General features: G+C 34.4%; 18 protein-coding genes and 2 pseudogenes. 6 read left to right on the top strand and 14 right to left on the bottom strand.

Going from position 1 to position 19,494, the window contains the following annotated elements; genetic code table 11:
• From KPL51_RS04510 to KPL51_RS04460, 11 genes and pseudogenes are all read right to left on the bottom strand, one after another.
• Positions 1-590 (bottom strand): ATP-binding cassette domain-containing protein (locus KPL51_RS04510; RefSeq protein ID WP_216157915.1); only part of this gene is annotated, 590 nt, incomplete at its 3' end.
• A 20-nt stretch (positions 591-610) separates the two neighbouring features.
• Entirely contained in the window at positions 611-817 is a 207-nt protein-coding gene (locus KPL51_RS23935) for an ATP-binding cassette domain-containing protein (RefSeq protein WP_216157913.1), read from the bottom strand.
• Between the two features lie 22 nt (positions 818-839).
• A complete protein-coding gene (locus KPL51_RS04500) occupies positions 840-2,081 on the bottom strand; it encodes an ABC transporter permease (protein ID WP_216157911.1) in 1,242 nt (413 codons plus the stop codon).
• A gap of 19 nt (positions 2,082-2,100) precedes the next feature.
• Positions 2,101-3,057, bottom strand: coding sequence for an ABC transporter permease (locus KPL51_RS04495; protein WP_216157909.1), 957 nt, complete (start codon positions 3,055-3,057; stop codon positions 2,101-2,103).
• A gap of 291 nt (positions 3,058-3,348) precedes the next feature.
• On the bottom strand, positions 3,349-3,921 hold the full coding sequence (locus KPL51_RS04490) for a glycosyl hydrolase 2 galactose-binding domain-containing protein (RefSeq protein ID WP_216157907.1): 573 nt from the start codon (positions 3,919-3,921) through the stop codon (positions 3,349-3,351).
• A 54-nt stretch (positions 3,922-3,975) separates the two neighbouring features.
• Positions 3,976-6,252, bottom strand: coding sequence for a glycoside hydrolase family 3 C-terminal domain-containing protein (locus tag KPL51_RS04485; protein ID WP_216157905.1), 2,277 nt, complete (start codon positions 6,250-6,252; stop codon positions 3,976-3,978).
• Between the two features lie 287 nt (positions 6,253-6,539).
• Positions 6,540-7,739: an FprA family A-type flavoprotein gene (locus KPL51_RS04480; protein WP_216157903.1), complete on the bottom strand. Its 1,200-nt coding sequence runs from the start codon at positions 7,737-7,739 to the stop codon at positions 6,540-6,542.
• A gap of 55 nt (positions 7,740-7,794) precedes the next feature.
• Positions 7,795-9,702, bottom strand: coding sequence for an acyl-CoA dehydrogenase family protein (locus KPL51_RS04475; RefSeq protein ID WP_216157901.1), 1,908 nt, complete (start codon positions 9,700-9,702; stop codon positions 7,795-7,797).
• Positions 9,703-10,153: 451 nt separating this feature from the next.
• Positions 10,154-10,567, bottom strand: a complete 414-nt coding sequence (locus tag KPL51_RS04470) for an RrF2 family transcriptional regulator (RefSeq protein WP_216157898.1) — start codon at positions 10,565-10,567, stop codon at positions 10,154-10,156.
• Between the two features lie 99 nt (positions 10,568-10,666).
• Positions 10,667-11,125 carry a vWA domain-containing protein gene (locus KPL51_RS04465; protein ID WP_376770072.1) on the bottom strand — a complete coding sequence of 153 codons (459 nt, stop codon included), beginning with the start codon at positions 11,123-11,125 and terminating at the stop codon, positions 10,667-10,669.
• A gap of 75 nt (positions 11,126-11,200) precedes the next feature.
• Positions 11,201-11,972: pseudogene (locus KPL51_RS04460) on the bottom strand (macro domain-containing protein).
• A gap of 340 nt (positions 11,973-12,312) precedes the next feature.
• Between KPL51_RS04460 and KPL51_RS04455 the strand changes: the two are divergent.
• The 3 genes and pseudogenes from KPL51_RS04455 to KPL51_RS04445 all read left to right on the top strand — a co-directional run.
• Positions 12,313-12,519, top strand: a pseudogene (locus KPL51_RS04455) (methyl-accepting chemotaxis protein); the annotation flags it as partial.
• Between the two features lie 134 nt (positions 12,520-12,653).
• Positions 12,654-12,884: a hypothetical protein gene (locus tag KPL51_RS04450; protein ID WP_216157896.1), complete on the top strand. Its 231-nt coding sequence runs from the start codon at positions 12,654-12,656 to the stop codon at positions 12,882-12,884.
• A gap of 328 nt (positions 12,885-13,212) precedes the next feature.
• Positions 13,213-13,365 carry a hypothetical protein gene (locus KPL51_RS04445; protein WP_216157894.1) on the top strand — a complete coding sequence of 51 codons (153 nt, stop codon included), beginning with the start codon at positions 13,213-13,215 and terminating at the stop codon, positions 13,363-13,365.
• 44 nt (positions 13,366-13,409) lie between these two features.
• Here the strand turns inward: KPL51_RS04445 and KPL51_RS04440 are convergent, their stop codons facing one another.
• The gene (locus KPL51_RS04440) at positions 13,410-13,760 is read right to left on the bottom strand and encodes a PqqD family peptide modification chaperone (protein ID WP_216157892.1); all 351 of its coding nucleotides are present in this window, start codon (positions 13,758-13,760) and stop codon (positions 13,410-13,412) included.
• Positions 13,750-15,669 (bottom strand): OPT family oligopeptide transporter, encoded by a 1,920-nt coding sequence (locus KPL51_RS04435; RefSeq protein WP_216157890.1) that lies wholly within the window; start codon positions 15,667-15,669, stop codon positions 13,750-13,752. Before KPL51_RS04435 ends, KPL51_RS04440 begins: the two co-directional genes overlap by 11 nt.
• Positions 15,670-16,063: 394 nt before the next feature.
• Between KPL51_RS04435 and KPL51_RS04430 the strand changes: the two genes are divergently transcribed.
• The 3 genes from KPL51_RS04430 to KPL51_RS04420 are packed head-to-tail and all read left to right on the top strand — an operon-like array spanning position 16,064 to position 18,333.
• A complete protein-coding gene (locus KPL51_RS04430) occupies positions 16,064-17,008 on the top strand; it encodes a carbohydrate kinase family protein (RefSeq protein ID WP_216157888.1) in 945 nt (314 codons plus the stop codon).
• 4 nt (positions 17,009-17,012) lie between these two features.
• Positions 17,013-17,705, top strand: coding sequence for a phosphoribosylanthranilate isomerase (locus KPL51_RS04425; protein WP_216157886.1), 693 nt, complete (start codon positions 17,013-17,015; stop codon positions 17,703-17,705).
• A 1-nt stretch (position 17,706) separates the two neighbouring features.
• Positions 17,707-18,333 carry a YczE/YyaS/YitT family protein gene (locus KPL51_RS04420; protein ID WP_216157884.1) on the top strand — a complete coding sequence of 209 codons (627 nt, stop codon included), beginning with the start codon at positions 17,707-17,709 and terminating at the stop codon, positions 18,331-18,333.
• Positions 18,334-18,389: 56 nt separating this feature from the next.
• Here KPL51_RS04420 and KPL51_RS04415 read toward each other — a convergent pair whose 3' ends face one another.
• Positions 18,390-19,484 (bottom strand): PfkB family carbohydrate kinase, encoded by a 1,095-nt coding sequence (locus tag KPL51_RS04415; RefSeq protein ID WP_216157882.1) that lies wholly within the window; start codon positions 19,482-19,484, stop codon positions 18,390-18,392.
• Between the last annotated feature and the right edge of the window lie 10 nt (positions 19,485-19,494).

Raw genomic sequence — 19,494 nt, 5'->3', positions numbered from 1 at the left:
GGAATAACAGAAAGCTTTTTATCTCGAATGCCGGCTTCAGGAACTAAGATTGATCCCATGAGCCCCTTTGAGTAAGGATGCATAGAATCAAATACCATTTCCTTGGCAGTTCCTTTTTCTACTATCTGTCCTGCATACATAACCATAATATCATTGGTTACATTATAAAGGAGAGGAAGTTCATGGGTAATAAAAACCATTGATTTTATTAGCCCTTTTTCCATAAGGTTTCTCAGCATTTTTATAACCATCTTCTGAGAAGTAACATCAAGCGCTGATGATGGTTCATCTGCAATGAGCACTTTTGGCGATAAGATAGTTGAAATTGCAATAACTGTACGTTGTTTCATACCACCTGACAATTCCACCGCATGCTTTTGAAGTACTTCAGGAGGAAGTCCTAATAGTTCGAATCTTTCTCTTGCAAGATCGTGAATGTCCTTTATCCTTGCTTTCGGGTTATGTGCATGAATAACATCTTCTATTAAACTTATTATCTTCTGGGTAGGATTTAATGCATTCATAGCTGCCTGCGGTATATAAGAAATTTCACTCCCAAGAATATGTTTACGTACATCATCTGGCTTCATGCCGGAAATATTTTTACCATCTATGATGAATCACCGCCTATGTAATGAAGCGGTGCAAAATAGTATCCCATCATGCTAAGCGCTAGTGTAGACTTTCCACATCCGGATTCACCAGCTATTCCAAGAGATTTTCCTTCTTCTATTTTTAAGGAAACATCGTTAACAGCATAAACTCCTTCTCGCTGCCTAGTTACATATTTCGTATTTAGTTTGTTTACTTCCAACATTATTTTTCCCATAGATGCCTCCCTAATCTCTTAACTGTGGATTAAATACCTGATCAAGACCTGTATTCATCAAGTTAAGTGAAAATGATATTAATGTAATTGCTAGTATAACTGGCAGAAAAGCCCACCATGCTCCGGTAAGAGGTGCTTTATAGGCCATTGCCCAGTTTAGCATTAGACCAAGCGTAGAAACTTTAGTGGTAGCCGGTCCAAGACCTATCATAGACAACTGCGCCTCTGCAAGTATGCCAGAAGATATCTGAAGGATAAATGCCATAACCACATAAGAAGCCACATACGGCAGGATATCTGTCAAAATAATTCTAGGCAGGCTATGACCAGATAATTTTGAAAGATTAACGTGGTTACGGTTTCGAAGGGATATAACCTGAGAACGTACGGACCTTGTAGTCCATGGCCATGAAGTGAACCCAATGATCGCCGCTGTAAGCATAACCCCCCTTGCACTCTCACCTACACTGAATGATATTAATACCAAAAGGATAAAAGAAGGAATAACTGTAAATATATTCGTAATAAACATGATGAAATCATCCAATGTTCCTCCTACATATCCTGCCAAAAGTCCTAGTATTAGTCCAATAAATGTAGCAATAGTACCTGCAACCAAACCTATTTTTAATGATGTACCCATGGCCGCCACAAGTTCTGTAAGCACGTCACGCCCAAAGTTATCAGTTCCCAAAATAAAGTTTCTTTTATTTACAATATCCTTGGTGTTGACAAAGCTTTGAGAATCAAGTGGTTTAGGTGACTCTAATACTCCGTCACTATTCTTAGATGCTATATATACGTCGCTACTATTAATTAATTTGTTTATCTTGTTATTTAACCTTACATAATTCATCTTCTCAGCATTTAATAGACCTGTTTGAAGAACTTCAGAACTATAATTTTTCTGCCACAGATTTACAAGTGCTTCTCCATCATTTATATTTGTTTCAGATTCTTTTACGTTTCCAAATTTTATAAGCCAATCAGCCATACTTTGTTTATCTGCTACTGATATAGATTTAAATTTTACTGAACTTGTGTTTATCTTCAAGATATACTCATCAGTCTGCAATACATCTTTTACAGCTACATATGTACCTGGTTTATTAAACAGACCACCTATCATATCCAGTGGATCTGCCGTTATAAACAGAGGGTAAAATATAATCATAAAAAACAAAATAATAAAAATCACAAACCCAACTACAAATTTTGGGGAATGAAATACTTGTTTTATCAGATTTTTCATAACAAAAATACCTCCTATATTAGTCCTGCTGTGCTGCCTTGACCCTTGGGTCGATAAAACCATAGAGTACCTCAACAACCAGATTTGCAATAAGCACCATAATTGTAATAATCAATGTACATCCAGAAATAAGCGGATAATCTCTTCCACTTATAGCTGCAAGCAAGGTAGTACCAAGTCCTGGATAACTGAAAATAATTTCTGCAACCAATGCACCACCCACCATAGTTCCAAGCGATAATGCAAGTCCTGTAATCTGAGGAAGCATTGCATTTCTAAAAACATACTTTACAATCTTGCTGTCCTTAATACCTAGAAAACGGCTGTATTTAACATAATCTTCATTAAGTTCATAGATTGACATGGAACGCATGCCAATTGCTTGTCCACCTATTGTAATGAGTACAATGGACCAAAATGGAAGCTGATAATGATAAATAACTGAACCTATAAATTTAAGGCTCATGTTTGGATTCATGTCATATCCATATCCCAGTGCTGTTGGAAACCATTTTAAATAAACTCCAAAGAAAAATTGTAATAAAATAGCCATTCCAAATGCTGGCATATTGCTTAAAAATAAGAAAGCTGGTAGTATGCCTTTGTCCCATACTCCTCTTACATATGCTGCAACTGCCCCTAAAATGTTGCCTAAAATCCAGCCCACAATAATAGCTGGTAGCTGTAGACATATTGTCCACCATACAGATTTTGCTAATATATCAGATACCGTTCTTGGATAATATATGAATGAAACGCCTAAATTGCCTTTGAATAAGTTCTTAACAAATTCAAAAAACTGTATATACATAGGTTGATTTATTCCAAATGTCTTAGCATATTCTTCATACACCTTTTGTATAGCTGTCTGACTCGTCATACCCTTTGTTGCCCTTATTGCAATAGCTGATACCGGATTACCTGGCATAAGCCTAGGAAGTAGAAAATTTAAAAGCACTACAACTAAAAGAGTCAATAAATACCACATAATCTTATTTTAATAATATTTTTTATATCCTTTCAATACATCATCACCTCACATGTAGTTAATGTAATTTTAAGAAAAACTAGCCATGCACTCTACTTATTACTTAAAAGGCATGACTAATTATTTATGCATATTCTAAAAATAAGTTTATCTGCTGAGTTATTATTTAGCTATTAGTTTAATTGTATATAATCCAGCTATACCATAACCATCAGTTAAATCATATGGAGGTATCTCAATGCCCTTATCAGATTTTGAGCCCTTTTGTGGGTAATTTGTCTATATAGTTTCATTAACAGTATAGAATACTTCTGGTCTATACATTAATGAGAAAGATGGTACTTCTGTTAAATAAATCTTAGATAATTCTGTATAGTTTGCTTTAAGTTTAGCCTTATCTGTCTCATGAGGAATTAATTCTAATAATTTATCTACTCTTGCATTTGCATATCCGCCAAAATTACCAATTGTCTGAGTTTTAATTTTGTTATATGAACTTGATAATAAGCCATAAGCACGCGTCCACGGATTGGAAATACCTGCTGCGGATGGGCTATACATAGCAATATCAAAGTTCTTATTTCCTAAATCATCATAGAATGTATTAGCATCTGGAAAATATGTGGTAATATCAATTCCGATTTTCTTACCAGCTGCTGCAACGATTTCAAGAGAAGCATTCCAATGCATAAGCTTTAATGCACTTAACTCATTGTCACGGTAATATGGGTCCTCCATTTTATGGTTTTTAAGGAGATCACTATAAACTGAGCCCGGTAAAGATGCGTTCAAGAATTTTTCATCACCTATAGTCTTCATCTTAAAACCGTCATTTAATTTTTCAATAAGCATATTTTCCCTCCTTTTGCCGCACTACTCTGTAGCTGAAAGTCTTTTATATTATTTTTAATATAACTTCTTGTTTATATCATCTAGCATTGCTGTAAGCTTGTCATATGTTATGCTACCATCTCCAAAGCTTAAAATTCCACGTATAGGCATGTATTTTAGCATGGCGATATTCATGTCATCACTAATTGCAACTGATTTTTCTTGATCTTTGCCTTTTGTTTGCTCTCCCATAGATACCTTCACTAAATCTATAAATGATTTTAACTCCTCTACGGCTTCTGGCCTTTCAAGTAAATCACCAAATGTAGTGTTGACAGTTAATTTAAAAGGTAATTTTCTTGAAGCTTCTACATAGATCGACTCATTTAATACAATATCTCTTGATGACTTTCCAATAAGGATTTGATAATCTCCTGATTCTGCGTACCAATCCTTAATTTCTGTATTGTAATATGAAAACGCGCGTTTAGTTAGAATAAAGGTTACAGTCTTCATTTCTCCTGGTTTTAAGCTTACCTTTTCAAAACCACGCAGTTCCTTAAGTGGTCTTATAATGTTAGACTCTTTTTCTCCTACATATAATTCTACAATTTCTTTTCCTTCTTTATCTCCTGTGTTTGTAACATCTACAGAGACAGTAAGAATGTCTGTATCCTTTATTTCTTTTGAACTTAACTTCAGGTTAGAGTAATTAAAAGTGGTATAGCTAAGGCCGTAACCAAATGGGAATAAGACATCCATGTCCTTTTTATCATAATAACGGTATCCTACGAATACACCTTCCCTATATTCTGACTTGTCCCCCTCCCCTCCATAATATAAGTAAGATGGACTATCCTGAAGCTTTCTTGGGAATGTCTCAGGTAATTTACCGCTTGGGTTTACATCTCCAAAGAGTACGTCCACGCAAGCCTCGCCTACTGCCTGGCCTCCAAGATAAGCCTCCAGTATACCCTTAACATCCTCTGCCCAAGGCATTTCAATTGGTGAACCATTATGAAGCACAATTACTGTATTGGGCTGAATCTTAGCAATTCTTTTAATGAGTTCATTTTGACAATTAGGTATAGACATATGAATTCTGTCATATCCTTCTGATTCAAAGGAGTCCGGTAGTCCCGCAAATATTACAGCAACCTCTGCACTCTTCGCCACCTCGCAAGCCTTACTTATCAACTCTTCATTAATTATGTCTTCATTATTGCCATAACCCTGTGCATATGTTATATCCGCTATTCCATCCGCAGCGCTCATTGCACTTACTATTTTAAAGGAATTAACATACGAACTTCCTCCACCCTGATATCTTGGAATGCCTGCAAATTCCCCTATAAATGCAATTCTACTGCCTTTCTTAAGCGGTAAAATGCCTTCATTCTTAAGAAGAACCATACACTCTCCCTCAATCTTTCTTGCAAGTTCATGATGTGCTTCCATATCCCACTTGGTATCTGGTTGTCGGTTTTTAATATACCGATATATTATATTTAAAATTCTCTCTGCCGCCTGGTCTACTATTTTCTCGTCTAAGATTCCTTCTTTTACTGCTCGCACAATTCTGGAATCGTTTACACCGTTTGAACCCGGCATCTCAAGGTCAAGTCCTGCTTCTATACCTTTAATCCTGTCATTGACTGCTCCCCAGTCGCTCATAACATAGCCGTCAAAGCCCCATTCCCCTCTTAATATATCTGTTAGATATTTTTTATTCTCAGAAGCAAGGGTTCCATTTATTCCATTATAAGAGCACATGATAGTCCAAGGTTTTGCATTTTTTACTGCACCTTCAAAGGCTGCCAGATAGATTTCTCTAAGCGTTCTTTCATCAATTTCAGAACTTGTACTCATTCTTCTGTGTTCTTGGTTGTTAGCCAAAAAGTGTTTCATGCTTGTCCCTATATTTTTGCTCTGTACACCTTTAATATGATTTGTCGCCATTTCCGTTGCCAAATATGGATCTTCAGAAAAATACTCGAAATTCCTGCCACATAATGGGGAACGTTTTATGTTCACCGCTGGTCCTAAAATTGTACTTATGTTCTCATGCTGGCACTCATCTCCTATTGCTTCTCCCATCTCATAAATAAGTTTTCTGTCAAAGGATGCTGCCATGGCACAGCTCGCTGGGAAACAAACTGCCTTAATGCTATCATTGATACCTGGATTATCTAAATTTTGATCTTGCGAGCGGAGTCCATGAGGTCCGTCACTTACCATAACTTCAGGAACTCCCAACCTCTCTATAGCCTTTGTGTGCCAGAAATCACTACCTGAACATAAACCAGCTTTCTCCTCAAGAGTCATTTCTGACAAAATTTTTTTCACATTCATAATATCCCTCCTTACCCTAATATTTTCTATACAGAATAACTTCTACATTATTTTTTAAATTCCTTCTAAGAATTACACTTTACTATAATAACTTATATTAAAATCACTTCCCATTGAAAAATGTGAATATTAATTTAAGAAGAGCATTATGATAACGGTATTATTTATGTAGTTAATAAAAGAATAGTATAGGTATGCATAATTAATTCTTATTGCATACCTATACTATTCTATATAATAGTTGTCCAAATTTATTCAAATATCTGCAACCTTATGTTTTTATAAAATTACTTCATTGATTCCATAATGCTCTCAGCAACGGAATCCATTAAATCAACATCATCTTCCTTCATAGTAGAGTTCAATGATATTTCATTATCCAAAATAGTCATTTCTTTCATCTCATCCAATAGTTCACGCATCAATTTGCCGGATTGAGGAGCCCATGAGCCATTTTCTATAAGAGTAAAAGTTCGTTTTTGAAGATTTAATGCCTTCATATCCATTATATAGTTCAGCATAGGTGGATAAATCTTCAAGTTGTAGGTTACAGAGGCAAGAACTATATGACTATATTTGAATGTCTCAGAAATCAAATAAGAGACATGAGTTTTTGAAACGTCATACATAACTACATTCGTCATTCCCTTTTCCACAAGCCTTGTTGCTAGGTCACTTGCAGCGGCCTCTGTATTGCCGTACATCGTTCCATAAACGATCATTACTCCGTTTTCCTCTGGTTCATACCTACTCCACTTGTCGTACTTATCTAGCAAGTATCCCAAATCATTATGCCATACTGGGCCATGTAGCGGACAAATAATCTTAATGTCAATAGTACCAGCCTTCCTCAAAAGATCCTGAACATGAGGACCATACTTTCCTACAATGTTTGTATAGTATCTTCTGGCATCGTCAAGGAAGTTGCGGTCAAAGTTCACCTCGTCATTAAACAGCTGACCATCCAGTGACCCGAAAGAACCGAAGGCATCAGCTGAAAATAATACACCATTATAAGTATCAAATGTTACCATAGCTTCTGGCCAATGTACCATTGGAGCCGCTACGAATGCAACAACATGTTTTCCAAAGGACATAGTATCTCCTTCACTAACTTCCATTATTTTTCCATCAATAGCGAAACCAAACTGATGCATAAATAAGGAAGCCTTTTGGGTACATACAATTTTAACATTAGGATAACGAAGAATAATTTCTTCAATGCATGCTGCATGATCAGGTTCCATATGGTTAATTACCATATAATCTAAAGGCTTACCTTTTAAAACTTTTTGAATATTCTCAATGAACTGGCGGCAAATTGACCAGTCTACTGTATCAAAGAGCACTGTGCTCTCGTCCATTAGCAAATATGAGTTATAGGAAACACCTCTTGGAATTGGATGAATGTTCTCGAAAAGAGCAAGGTGACGATCGCTTCCACCAACCCAATAAAGATCCTCAGTTATATTTCTAACACAATACATATATATAATCCTCCTTTATACTAAAAACACATTACCTTATTTGATTTTTACAAAATTAAACTTCTATAAACATATCTTTTTCTTCGCCACAAGCAGGGCAAGTCCACTCTTCAGGTATATTTTCAAAGAGAGTTCCTGTAGCTACTTCGCCTTCTGGTTCACCCATGCTAGGGTCGTATTCATACCCGCATCCATTACATACATAATGTTTCCAGGTTGGTATAACTTTTCTCGGAGCTGCTGACTTCATTTTCACCATTGGTGGAGCATCTTTCTTTGCCTGTCCATTGTCTAAAGCAGCAGTTAGTAGTGGCAATATATCCATTATGTCACCAACTATGCCGTAGTCTGAGTTTTTAAAAATTTTAGCCTTGGGATCGATATTTATAGCGACTATTGTAGACGCATCCTTTATACCCTTCAAATGCTGACCTGCACCCGAAATACCGCAAGCAATATAAAGATTTCCTTTGAATTTCTGACCAGACATACCAACATAACGGTTCAGAGGTAAATATTTAAGTGTTTCAGCTACAGGACGTGAAGAACCTATAGCAGCACCAGCTTGAACTGCCAACTCTTCTATAAGCTGCATATTTTTCTTTTCGCCTATACCTTGTCCAGCGCTTACAACTCTTTCAGCCTTAGTTATAGGAGTATCTATAGGAATTCCAACTGTAAAGTCATATTTGTCTGCCTTAAGGGCTTCCACAAGTGCATTTACTTTTTCACTTGCAGTTCCATCCTTAAAAATTACTTTCTTACGATAACCTGTTGCAGGTCCACGTTTAATAGCTTTACCTGTGTTCTCGTTTTTCGGCATCTTTCCTATGATGTGAGCTGCAATAACAACACGTTGGATCTCATTAGTTCCTTCATATATAGTACATATTTTGGCATCTCTATACGCACGTTCAACTTCCATACCTTTTAAATAGCCATTTCCACCAAATATTTGAAGTGCATCGTTCACAATTTCAAGACAAACGTCAGATGCATATTGTTTCGCCATAGCAGCTTCCATACTGTAACTCTCATGATTTTGTTTAAGCTCTGCTGCACTGTAAATTAGTAATCTAGCTGCTCTAAGTTTTGTCGCCATATCTGCCAACTTAAAAGAAATAATTTGTTGCTGACATATAGGTTTACCAAATTGAACTCTTTCTTTTGAGTACTCTAAAGCATTTTCATAAGCGCCTTGGGCTATTCCTAGAGCCTGAGCTGCAATACCAATACGGCCACCATCCAACGTTGCCATAGCAATCTTGAATCCATCTCCCTCATTACCTAGTAAATCTTCCTTAGGAACTATCACATCATTAAATATTAGCTCTGCAGTTGCAGATGATCTAATACCCATCTTATCGTAATGTTGTCCAAAGCTAAAACCTTCTGTATCTTTTTCCACAATAAATGCACTTATACCACGAACACCTATATCGGGAGTAGTAATTGCAAAAACAACGTAAATATCAGCTTTACCAGCATTTGTGATAAAGATTTTTTCACCATTTAAAATATAATTATCACCATACAGGACTGCGGTGGTTTCTGTACCACCTGCATCACTACCAGCATTTTCTTCTGTAAGACCGAATGCACCAAGTTTCTCTCCCTTTGCGAGTGGCACTAAATATTTTTGTTTCTGCTCTTCAGTTCCATATGCTGAAATTGGGTATGCGCCCAAAGATGTATGAGCTGAAAGAATTACGCCTGTTCCACCATCCACTCTTGATAATTCCTCAACAGCGATTGCATAACTCATTACGTCCATACCTGCTCCGCCATATTCTTTTGGATATGGAATACCCATCATTCCCATTTGACCTAACTTCTTAACTGCTTCCTCTGGAAATTTATTTTCTTGATCTAACATAAATGCAATAGGTTTAACTTCCTCCTGCGCAAATTCTCTGATTTTCATCCTCAAATTTTCATGTTGTTCCATAGTCTTAAAATACATACATATACCTCCTTTTAATTGATCTATTCAATATGTTTTACTACCTCAATTATACTTGTAATTACCTTTATTAATGTATACTAATTTCGTATAGTTTCATTGTATACCTAAAAGATATCCATTACAACCTTAATTATACCCTTTTTTTCGTCATAACCGTCCAAAAAAACCTGTGACTTATTCTAAGTCTATAATACCTTCTCTTTATTCAATCTTCTTGACTTTATGATGAAAATGCTCCTTTATTAATAGTTTTAAAAAGGTCTTTGACTATTCTAAATTCTATCGTAAGAATCACTAAATCATAATCATCAAAAGAGTAATTTTTTAGTGCTTATATTAAAATCAATAAGAAAAAGAGACTGTCTCTTCAAATGATTTTTTAATCATTAAAGCCACAGTCCCTCTCAATGGTGGATATTTACAGTGTTTTGTAAGCATTATTGCATACCTAAACCTCTCCATCTACTAGTTGCCTAAAATTTATACTTTCTAAATCTGCATTTAAATTCTTTTGTACTTTTGCCATAGCTCTATGCAAAATACATACACCACTTCTATTTAAATTACAAAAGCTTGGCTCAATTACACATCTGTTAACACATACTGGGCCATCTATTGCTTCTATAACATCTTTTAATGTTATTTGCTCTGGCAACTTATTTATAGCATATCCTCCATTGACTCCCCTATAAGATCTTAGAATATCTACTTGTATAAGCTTCCTTAAAAGTTTCAAAAGAAATCTTAGCGGTATACCCTCTTTTTCTGAAATTACTTTTGATTCTACCTTTTCCCCATAGCCTAATCCACATAAGTGAAGTACTACTCTAAGTCCATAATCTGCTTCTTGTGTTATTTTCATGTTATATTTCTCCTTAAAGTATACTTGTTTAGTATAGTATTAATCTTAAGGCTATTATCCAGTTTTGTCAATGGGGTTTTTAAAAATTTCACATTTAAATTACCAGTAGCCTTGGACAAAATTAAATTCCCATCCGTATTTTTCTTTCTGCAGTTCCACCATTTTCTTTATCTTTTCATAATTATACTCCTTGCTAGCATTTTCCATTCCATCAGTAGTTATTACGAACATCACCTTATCTGCACGTTCTTCCTCAATGGTATTTCGTTGTACATTTAAAGTTTTATTAATTGTCTTTCCAATAGCATCTAAAAGTGCAGTGCTCCCACAAACAAAGTATTCTTTTTCTGTTATAGGATGGATACCTTTAACGTTTATTCTATCATGTAAAATTTCATAATTGTCATCGAAAAGTACCGTAGTGACAATTGCCTCACCTGACTCTTCCCTCTGTTTTTTAAGAAGTGTATTATAGCCACCTATAGTGTCACTCTCAAGACCAGCCATTGAACCGCTCCTATCTAGTATAAATACCAATTCTGTTATGTTTGTTTTCATTTTGTTAACCCCCTTACTTTCATAATTAAAGGATAACAAAATTACTATGTTAATTGGTCGCTTTCAGAGCGACAATTATACACCAAGTAGAACTTGCTCAAATGCGAACAAGGCCTCATTTATCTCGTAGATGTTGTAATTACCTTGTTCGATGAAATACTCAATAATTACATCAAATTTATTACTGTGAGACAATGTGTATCCAGCTTTATTTAGCAAATCATGTGTTTCATCCAAACTTAATTTAATTGCTATGGCAAAGGCTATTGATGTGACTTTACTAGGGTTGTAATCCTTACTGGTTCAAATTTTAGAAAACAGCTTCCGGTCAATATTGGCCTTCTTATAAGTTTCAACGTCAGTCATTCCCTTTTCATCAATAACCCGCAGAAGCATTTGTGAAAAAGACTCATCAAGTTGACTGATTACATCCTCAAGACTGCACTTTCCCTTTATTTGAGGCACTGGGGCACAAACCTGACACTCTATGTAATTCTCATTCATATCTTCAAATTGATGTTCTTCATAAGGCTCTATATTTCTGAGGCGCTCACTAAGACTATGCTCCTCAACATAGTTGTCATCAATGTATTTTTCAATTGCAGAGAAAAGTTTTTTACTCACAACAAAGGCTTTCTTATCATAGACTACCAAATAAACCGTCACCTCGTGTTTTATTAGGAATTCGCCCAACTATGTCACATTCTTCTTGAAGTTTTTCGGCCCCAGCGGCAGAGAATATTGCTCCACATACTCCACCGCCCATTTTTAGTGCTGTGTTCGCAGGATTTACAATGGTATCTATTTTCATTTTTGTTATATCATTTCGTATTATTATCATTGGCATATTAGTTTGTCTCCTTTCGAAAATTTTCTTGCCGTATCTTTTCATTTATGTAAATCAACTACTCACCATTTATTATAATAACATTTGTCATAATGTTCAAATACACAAAAAACTTTACCAATACCTAGAATTCAAATTTTTACAACCTTGAGTTAAGTATTTATACTTTAATTTCGTATATTATTATGTGTTTTGTGTATTTTCGACTTGATTTTTTATTTTATCTCTTTAGTCCGCCGAATTTCTTACGATGATATTAATAACATTATATTTAGGAGGCAAAATCAAATGAAATTTAAAACTATCCACAAAAAATGAAAGCACTATAAATGGAGTTTCACAGATTGCTGAAAGTATTGGAGTTTTAGTAAAGGAGACTGAAGATATTGGTCAAATATTAAGCACAATATTAAATATTTCCACTCAAACTAACCTATTAGCCTTAAATGCTGCAATAGAAGCTGCAAGGGCAGGAGAATCTGGAAAAGGCTTTGCCGTAGTTGCTGAAGAGGTTAGAAAACTTGCGGAACAGTCTGGTTCCTCTGCTGAAAATAGAAAAATTTAAGATTTGAGAATAAAGGCCCTCTAGGTCAAATTGCTTCGTTTTTCACTGACAAGTTTATTTGAAATGTATTATAATACTACTAAGGTAATATAAAATTTACATGGGAGGTTGATGTTATGTCTTGGGGAAATAAAAACGAAAAAATGTTAGTTATGGTTCAGAGTAAACCTGATAATAATGGTTGGAATATCCCTTTTGAATTGACTTACAACGACGAAGAGTTTGAAATAAAAGATCCAATTAGAAGTATGAAGCTTTTTAATAATGCAACCAGATTTAAATGCAATATTGACGGAAAAGCAATTGAATTATTTAATGAAGATGAAGAATGGTGGATTCTAGTATAATACAGAACCAAAATTATGAGTAAATCAATTTTGATCTTTATACAAAGATAGAAAATTAAGTCAGTTAACCATACTGACTTATTTTTTTTTAATATATTGACTAATGCAAGTAAGTTCACAAAATCTAAAGGCTCAGTAACGATAAGTCTTAAAAAGGGACAGAATTCAAAGTAATACTTACAGAAATTTAAAGATACATATTTGTATAATAAGAAAAGCTTTCATATTTTAAAATGTGAGAGCTTTTGCTATTATGTGGTTATAATTATAAATTTCTAAAAAAGAATTACCCATTTTATGAAAAAGATTGGGAAACTCTGAAACACCTATGGGGAAATTAGAGGAGGAAGAGGCTGATAAATTTACTAAATATGCAGCGATTAAGGGATTGGGATATGCAGACGAAATTGGATTTTCACTTGCATCAATTGTGGATTCTCACAATAAAAACTATTTTTGTACAATACTACTTTTTTTGTAAAAAAAGACTGCTACACTAATTTCTTAGTGCAACAGTCCTTTATATTACAAATTCATTTTTCGTATATAATGACAATTAACGTCAATATGGTTCAAGAACAACAATAATCTTTCGTAAATTGGTTGAACTTTATCTCCATACTTTATTTCTAGACTTTCTCCAATATCTTTTACAGTTTTTTTGCCATCTATCTGTAAAAGCACACAACTTCCATATTCATCCAGAGAAGTTTTTTTATACTCTGGAATTCTGAATTTAAGTTTTCTAAAGAACTTTTGTAACTTATGATCTTGTTTTTCAAGTATAGTCACAATATTGTTTTTATCTATCTCATATTGGAAGTTGTCAGAGATTTTGTATATTATATTTAAAACATCTTCATTATTACTTAGCATTCTTTACCTTACTACTTACTATAGGAATTATAGTAGCTATTACTAGAACTACTAATATTATAATTGCCATAGTATTAGAAGCAGCAAAGCCGGTTGGACCAGTTCCTTTTAAAACACCTGTTACTTGAAGTATTATCCCTACAAGTCCTATTATAGAACCACCGGCAACAAGTCCAGATGATAAACTTATACCATTAGAAACTTTATGTTCTTTTTCTTCTACAGATTTAGAAGTTTTTTCTACAAATACACGAACTAATGCACCTACGAGTATTATAGAAGTTGTAGCTATTGGTAAATAGAATCCTATAGCAACTGTCATTACAGGAAGTTTTAACAAGTAGAAAACAACTCCCATAACGGCACCAACAATGATCATAACCCAAGGTAATTCACCTGAAATTATACCAGCAGTTAATGTTGCCATTAAGTTAGCTTGAGGTAATGCAAATTGAACATTATCACCAGTCATTGAAAGCTTACTTGCAAGCAATAATATAACTCCTATAACTACTGCAACACCAACTACACCAGATATAGCAAAATATTTATCCATTTCATTTTTGTTACCACCTACTATGAAAGTAACCTTTTGTGATTGAGCGTAACCTCCAGCCATAGCAATAGCTGTAACTATAAATGTACCAAATAAAAGTAATGTTCTGTTGTTTTCAGGAGTTTTCCATCCCATCCCAACAAATAATAATGTTACAACAACTATAGAAGCTATTGTCATCCCAGATACAGGAAGATTTGAAGTTCCTATAGTACCAGTTAAACGACCAGAAACTATAACAAATAATAATGATAAGAATAATGACAAAACAGCAGCAGTTATAGCCATTAATACATTACCACCTGATATCAAGAACCCACCTAAGAAACATACTACTATTCCAGCAATTAATACTATGCTTGCAACAGATGAGCCTGCGCCACCCTTTGAATCCTTAGCATTAAGAGTTTCCTTTATAGAAGCTATTATAACAGGGATAAGCTTTACAGCACCTATTAACCCACCAGAAAGCATCATACCAGCACCAATGTATTTTACATAACTACCAGCGATATGTTTAACCTGCATAGCATTTAAAGCAACACTAGGATTGTTCCATACAGTTACACCATCTCGTCCAAGATCTATAAAGTAACCTATTAAAGGCATAATACCGAAGTTAGCTAATATAGAACCCGCAAACATCATAAGTGAAACTTCTAACCCAACTATGAATCCTATACCTAATAATAGAGGGTTAACTTCAACTTCAAATTTCCACTTATAGAAAGTTTCATTTACATAACTTATAACAGTATTAGCTAAATTTAAAAATGAACCCGTTACTACAGTTATAAGACCACCAATTCCGAAACCGATTCCCATGAATTTCATTGACTCTCCAGCACCTTCTGAAGCAACAAGTGTTTCAGATATAGCCATTGACTCTGGGTACATTAATTTACCATGCTCTTCAACTATTAAATAATTGTAAACAAGAGAAGCTACTCCCATACCGAATAAAACTCCACCTATACCAACAGCAAAGCCTTCTAAGAAAGAAACTTTAGCTCCTATTAAAAGAACTGCTGGTAAAACAAATATTATACCACTAGCAACAGATTCTCCACCACTAGACATACCTTGAACTAAGTTTTTGCCAAGGATACCTTTTTGTTTAGCAAATGCAGCTATGAATGCAGAACCTATTATAGATCCTGGTATACCAGCGGCAACTGTAAGCCCTGCTTTCATTCCTGAATAGGCAGTTGATGCTGCAAATACTGCAGCTAAAATAATACCAATCATTAACACGACAAAGTTTCCACCAGATTTAGAACCACTTGAAATGTAAGGAACGTAATCTTTGCCTGCTACTCCACCATATGCGTTTTTAGATAACTTATTATGCATAAGTCATACCCCCTTTAGTTTTTTATATAATTACAAAATAATTATTTTATAACTATTATACCATGCTTTTTACATAAAACGATTTTTCTGAATTTTACGAATAAAGAAATTTGTCTAATTAGTAATCTCCAATAGTTCTAATAATTATACAATTTATAATCTATACATTTTTAGAATTATTTTAGTCTTTTAAATAAATCGACTAAAGGAATAGTCCTTTTTAAATACCATTTACTAGAAGATAATTTTATACATTAGTCTTTACCCTATCCAATATTTATTTGGTAGATTTAACACGCCCATTTTATTAAACAAATGTTTATATCATAAATATTTGTTTAGCTATTAAAGGTTTTGTGTTATAGTATATTCATAAAGTTAAGGGGGAGTCGAGATGCTGATGGATAATTATGTAGTAGTCATAGGCGGGCTGAATATAGATATAGCAGGCTTATCTGGAGATGTATACCGGGAAAAAGATTCAAATATCGGAGACATTCAGATGACTGTTGGTGGAGTAGGACAGAATATTGCTCAAAACTTAACGAAATTAGATGTTCCTACATATTTAGTAACAGTCTATGGAGATGATTATTTCGGTAAATTTCTATCTGAGGAGTGTAAAAAGTATACTATTCGCTTAGATTATGCTGAATGTATTATTAATACCAAAAGCTCGGCTTATTTATATGTCACAGATGACCAAGGAGACATGGTCACAGCGGTTAATGATATGAAAATCGCAGAAAATATTACTCCAGAATTCTTAAAGAGACGAATAAACTTCATTAATAGAGCATCTATTTGTGTTCTTGATGGAAATATACCAAAAGAATCTATTGAGTGGCTTGCGAACCATTGTACTATACCGATTTTTGCAGATCCAGTCTCCATTGCTAAAGTAAACAGATTTGAAAATATCTTAGATAAGATTGATACGTTTAAACCAAATGAATTAGAAGCAAGTGTTTTATCCGGAGTAAAAATTGTTGATAGTGAAAGCGCTAGAGAAGCAGCCAGAGTTTTACATCAAAAGGGAGTAAAGAATGTATTTATATCTTTAGGTGCAAAGGGAATCTTGTGTTCAAGAGACGAAGAAGTGGATTGCATTCCAATTTTAGATTCACATGTAGTGAGCGTTAATGGAGCTGGCGATTGTAGTATGGCAGCAATTACATGGGCTCGTTTTCAGTATGGTAACACAATGCCATTAAAACGAATAGGGCTGTTGACGCAAGCAGCAGCTAGTTTAACTATAGAAGTTGCTCAGTCTGTATCTCCATATTTAAATATTAAAAGTATAATAGAAAGAGCAAAAAAATTCTACGAAGAGGTGTAAAAATATGATAAATCAAATCTATTCTTTAGTAAACTACAATGAAAGTGTTGCAACTATCAATGCTGGTGCAGACCATATTGGACTTGTGCCTATGCAGAGCGGTGGAGTACCAGCTCATCGCGTTCCGTTTGATGTTGTGGATCGTATCTTTAATGAGGCGAAAATACGAGGTGTGAAATGTGTAGCTATCATGCTAAATACAGACCCTGATGAAATGATTTTCATTGCAAACAGAGTAAAACCGGATATTCTGCATATTGCTGGCATGGAATTTACAGCTGATGCAGCATTTGCGCAAAGATTATGTAAAGAATGCCCTGGTGTTAAATTGATGCAGGCTGTTCTTGTGGACGGACCTTGCGCTATAGAACGTGCAAAAGAATATGCAAAATTCTGTGATTATATCTTAACAGATTCAGGACTTGCAGCAGATACAGGTATCGGGGCAAGTGGTATGACCCACGATTGGAATATTGATGCAGAAATTGTCAGATCTGTAAATATCCCAGTAATTATTGCAGGAGGTTTAGGACCGGACAATGTAGAAGAATGTATCAAACGGGTAAAACCTTATGGTGTAGACTCCTTAACTAAGACAAGCTATAAATACAATGATGGTGTAATGGAAAAAGACATTCCAAAAGTAAAAGATTTTTGTGAAAAATCAAATAAGATTGCTGAAGAATTAGGTTTGTAAAATGAAATCTATTAGCAAAAATTTATCATTTAAATCAGCCAGTATCTCAATGATAGGTATTTTTGCAGTATGCATAGGAGTTTCATTTAATAATAATACACTACTCGGAAATGATCCAGTTGGGATTATTTATGATGGAATGCGTGCGTTTTGGGGATTAAGCTATCTTCAACTTGGGTATGTTTCAAATTTCATAAATATTGGACTACTTCTTATTCTATATTTATTTGGGCGTAAATACTTAAATGTTGGAACTTTTCTATATTTAATTCCTTATGGAGTCTTTATATCTATTGGGAGTCGCTTATACCCTCATATTTTCACAAGTGATGCTTTAGGAATCCGTTTACTTTCAGGAGGTGTAGGATGCCTTCTTTATTATATTGGAATTAGCCTTTTTGTCGCAAGTAATATAGGAGTTGACCCATTCACTGGGTTCATGCTGACTATTCGTGACAAGACAGGATGGAGTATTAGGCGTTCTAAAATTACAATGGATGTTGTTTTAACTATTCTTGGATTTTTGCTCGGAGGGAAGTTTGGGATTATAACTATAGTTACTGCATGTACAACCGGTCCAGCAATACAGTTTTTTAGCGGTATCTTTAAAAAATGTATTTATCATTAAAGTTAATTTTAAAGGTTAAGATAACTATACTATTAACAAAAATTAATAGTATAGTTTTAATTATTAGGGAAAAGAAATTTCTTTTTTTCCTTTAATAATTCCTGGGATAAATTTGGATTTACAGGAGTTTGTGTTTCCATACTACTAATGGCTGCAACATATGCATATTTTAAAGCTTCTTCCCATTCCATATTATTTTGGAGTCCACAGATTAAAGTGCCAGTTAGCGTTGCACTTGCTCCGTTTGTATTTATAATTGAAGATGATGCAATCTTCAGTTTATATTCTGTGCTTTGATTTTTAAAAAATAGACCCTTGCTTGCTGAAAAAACAAGAACGTTTTTAACACCCTTGTTTAATAAGAGGTCAATGGCATTATTAATGTTTATATAAGTCTCATTTAATTCAGAAACTAATTGAGATAGCTCTTTGGGTGTGATTATTAAAATCTCTATTTTCTGTATATTATTAATCAGTCGGTAGCTTTTATTCAATGATACTGTTTTAACGACGAGAGGAATTGTTACTTTTTCATAGATGTAATCTATGACTTCCTTCGGAAGATTTGTGTCAATAATGCAATAGTCTGAGTGATTAATTCTGTCTAAATTTTTTTCAATAAACGCAGGGGTCATATTATGATATATATCCATGTCATCAATTCCAACTATTCTATTTCCATCTGAATCGTTAATGGAGATGAATGATGATGTAGCTTCTCCTTTAATTTTTTCACAATATTGAACGTTCATATTATTTTCTTTCGCATCATCTAAGAATTTTTCTCCATTTAAATCATCACCAAATACCGAAATAAAAAAATTAGAAATTCCCAGTTTTGTTAGAGCGAGTGCAATATTTCTTCCCGCACCTCCTAGTAAATGAACTATTTTGCCAGGATTTGAATTATCATGTATTAGTTTACTCCTTGATGTCCCAAGAGTATCTATATTAACTCCACCCACTACTGTGATAAAACGAGGCTCACTTAAAACATATCCCTTTCCCTTTATGTACCCTTTCCTTGTTAAATTATGAATATGAGCGGCAGCCCCAGAACGAGTAATCCCAAGAATATCTGCAAGCTCATATTGTGAAATCAATGGATCCTGTTTAATTATTTTTAATATTTCTAACTCTCGTTCCGTCATATGATTCTCC

The organism is Clostridium bowmanii (assembly GCF_018861315.1).
Classification (GTDB): Bacteria; Bacillota; Clostridia; order Clostridiales; family Clostridiaceae; genus Clostridium_AD; species Clostridium_AD bowmanii.
The sequence above is the reverse complement of the archived record's forward strand: the minus strand, read 5'-3'. Positions and strand labels throughout refer to the sequence as shown.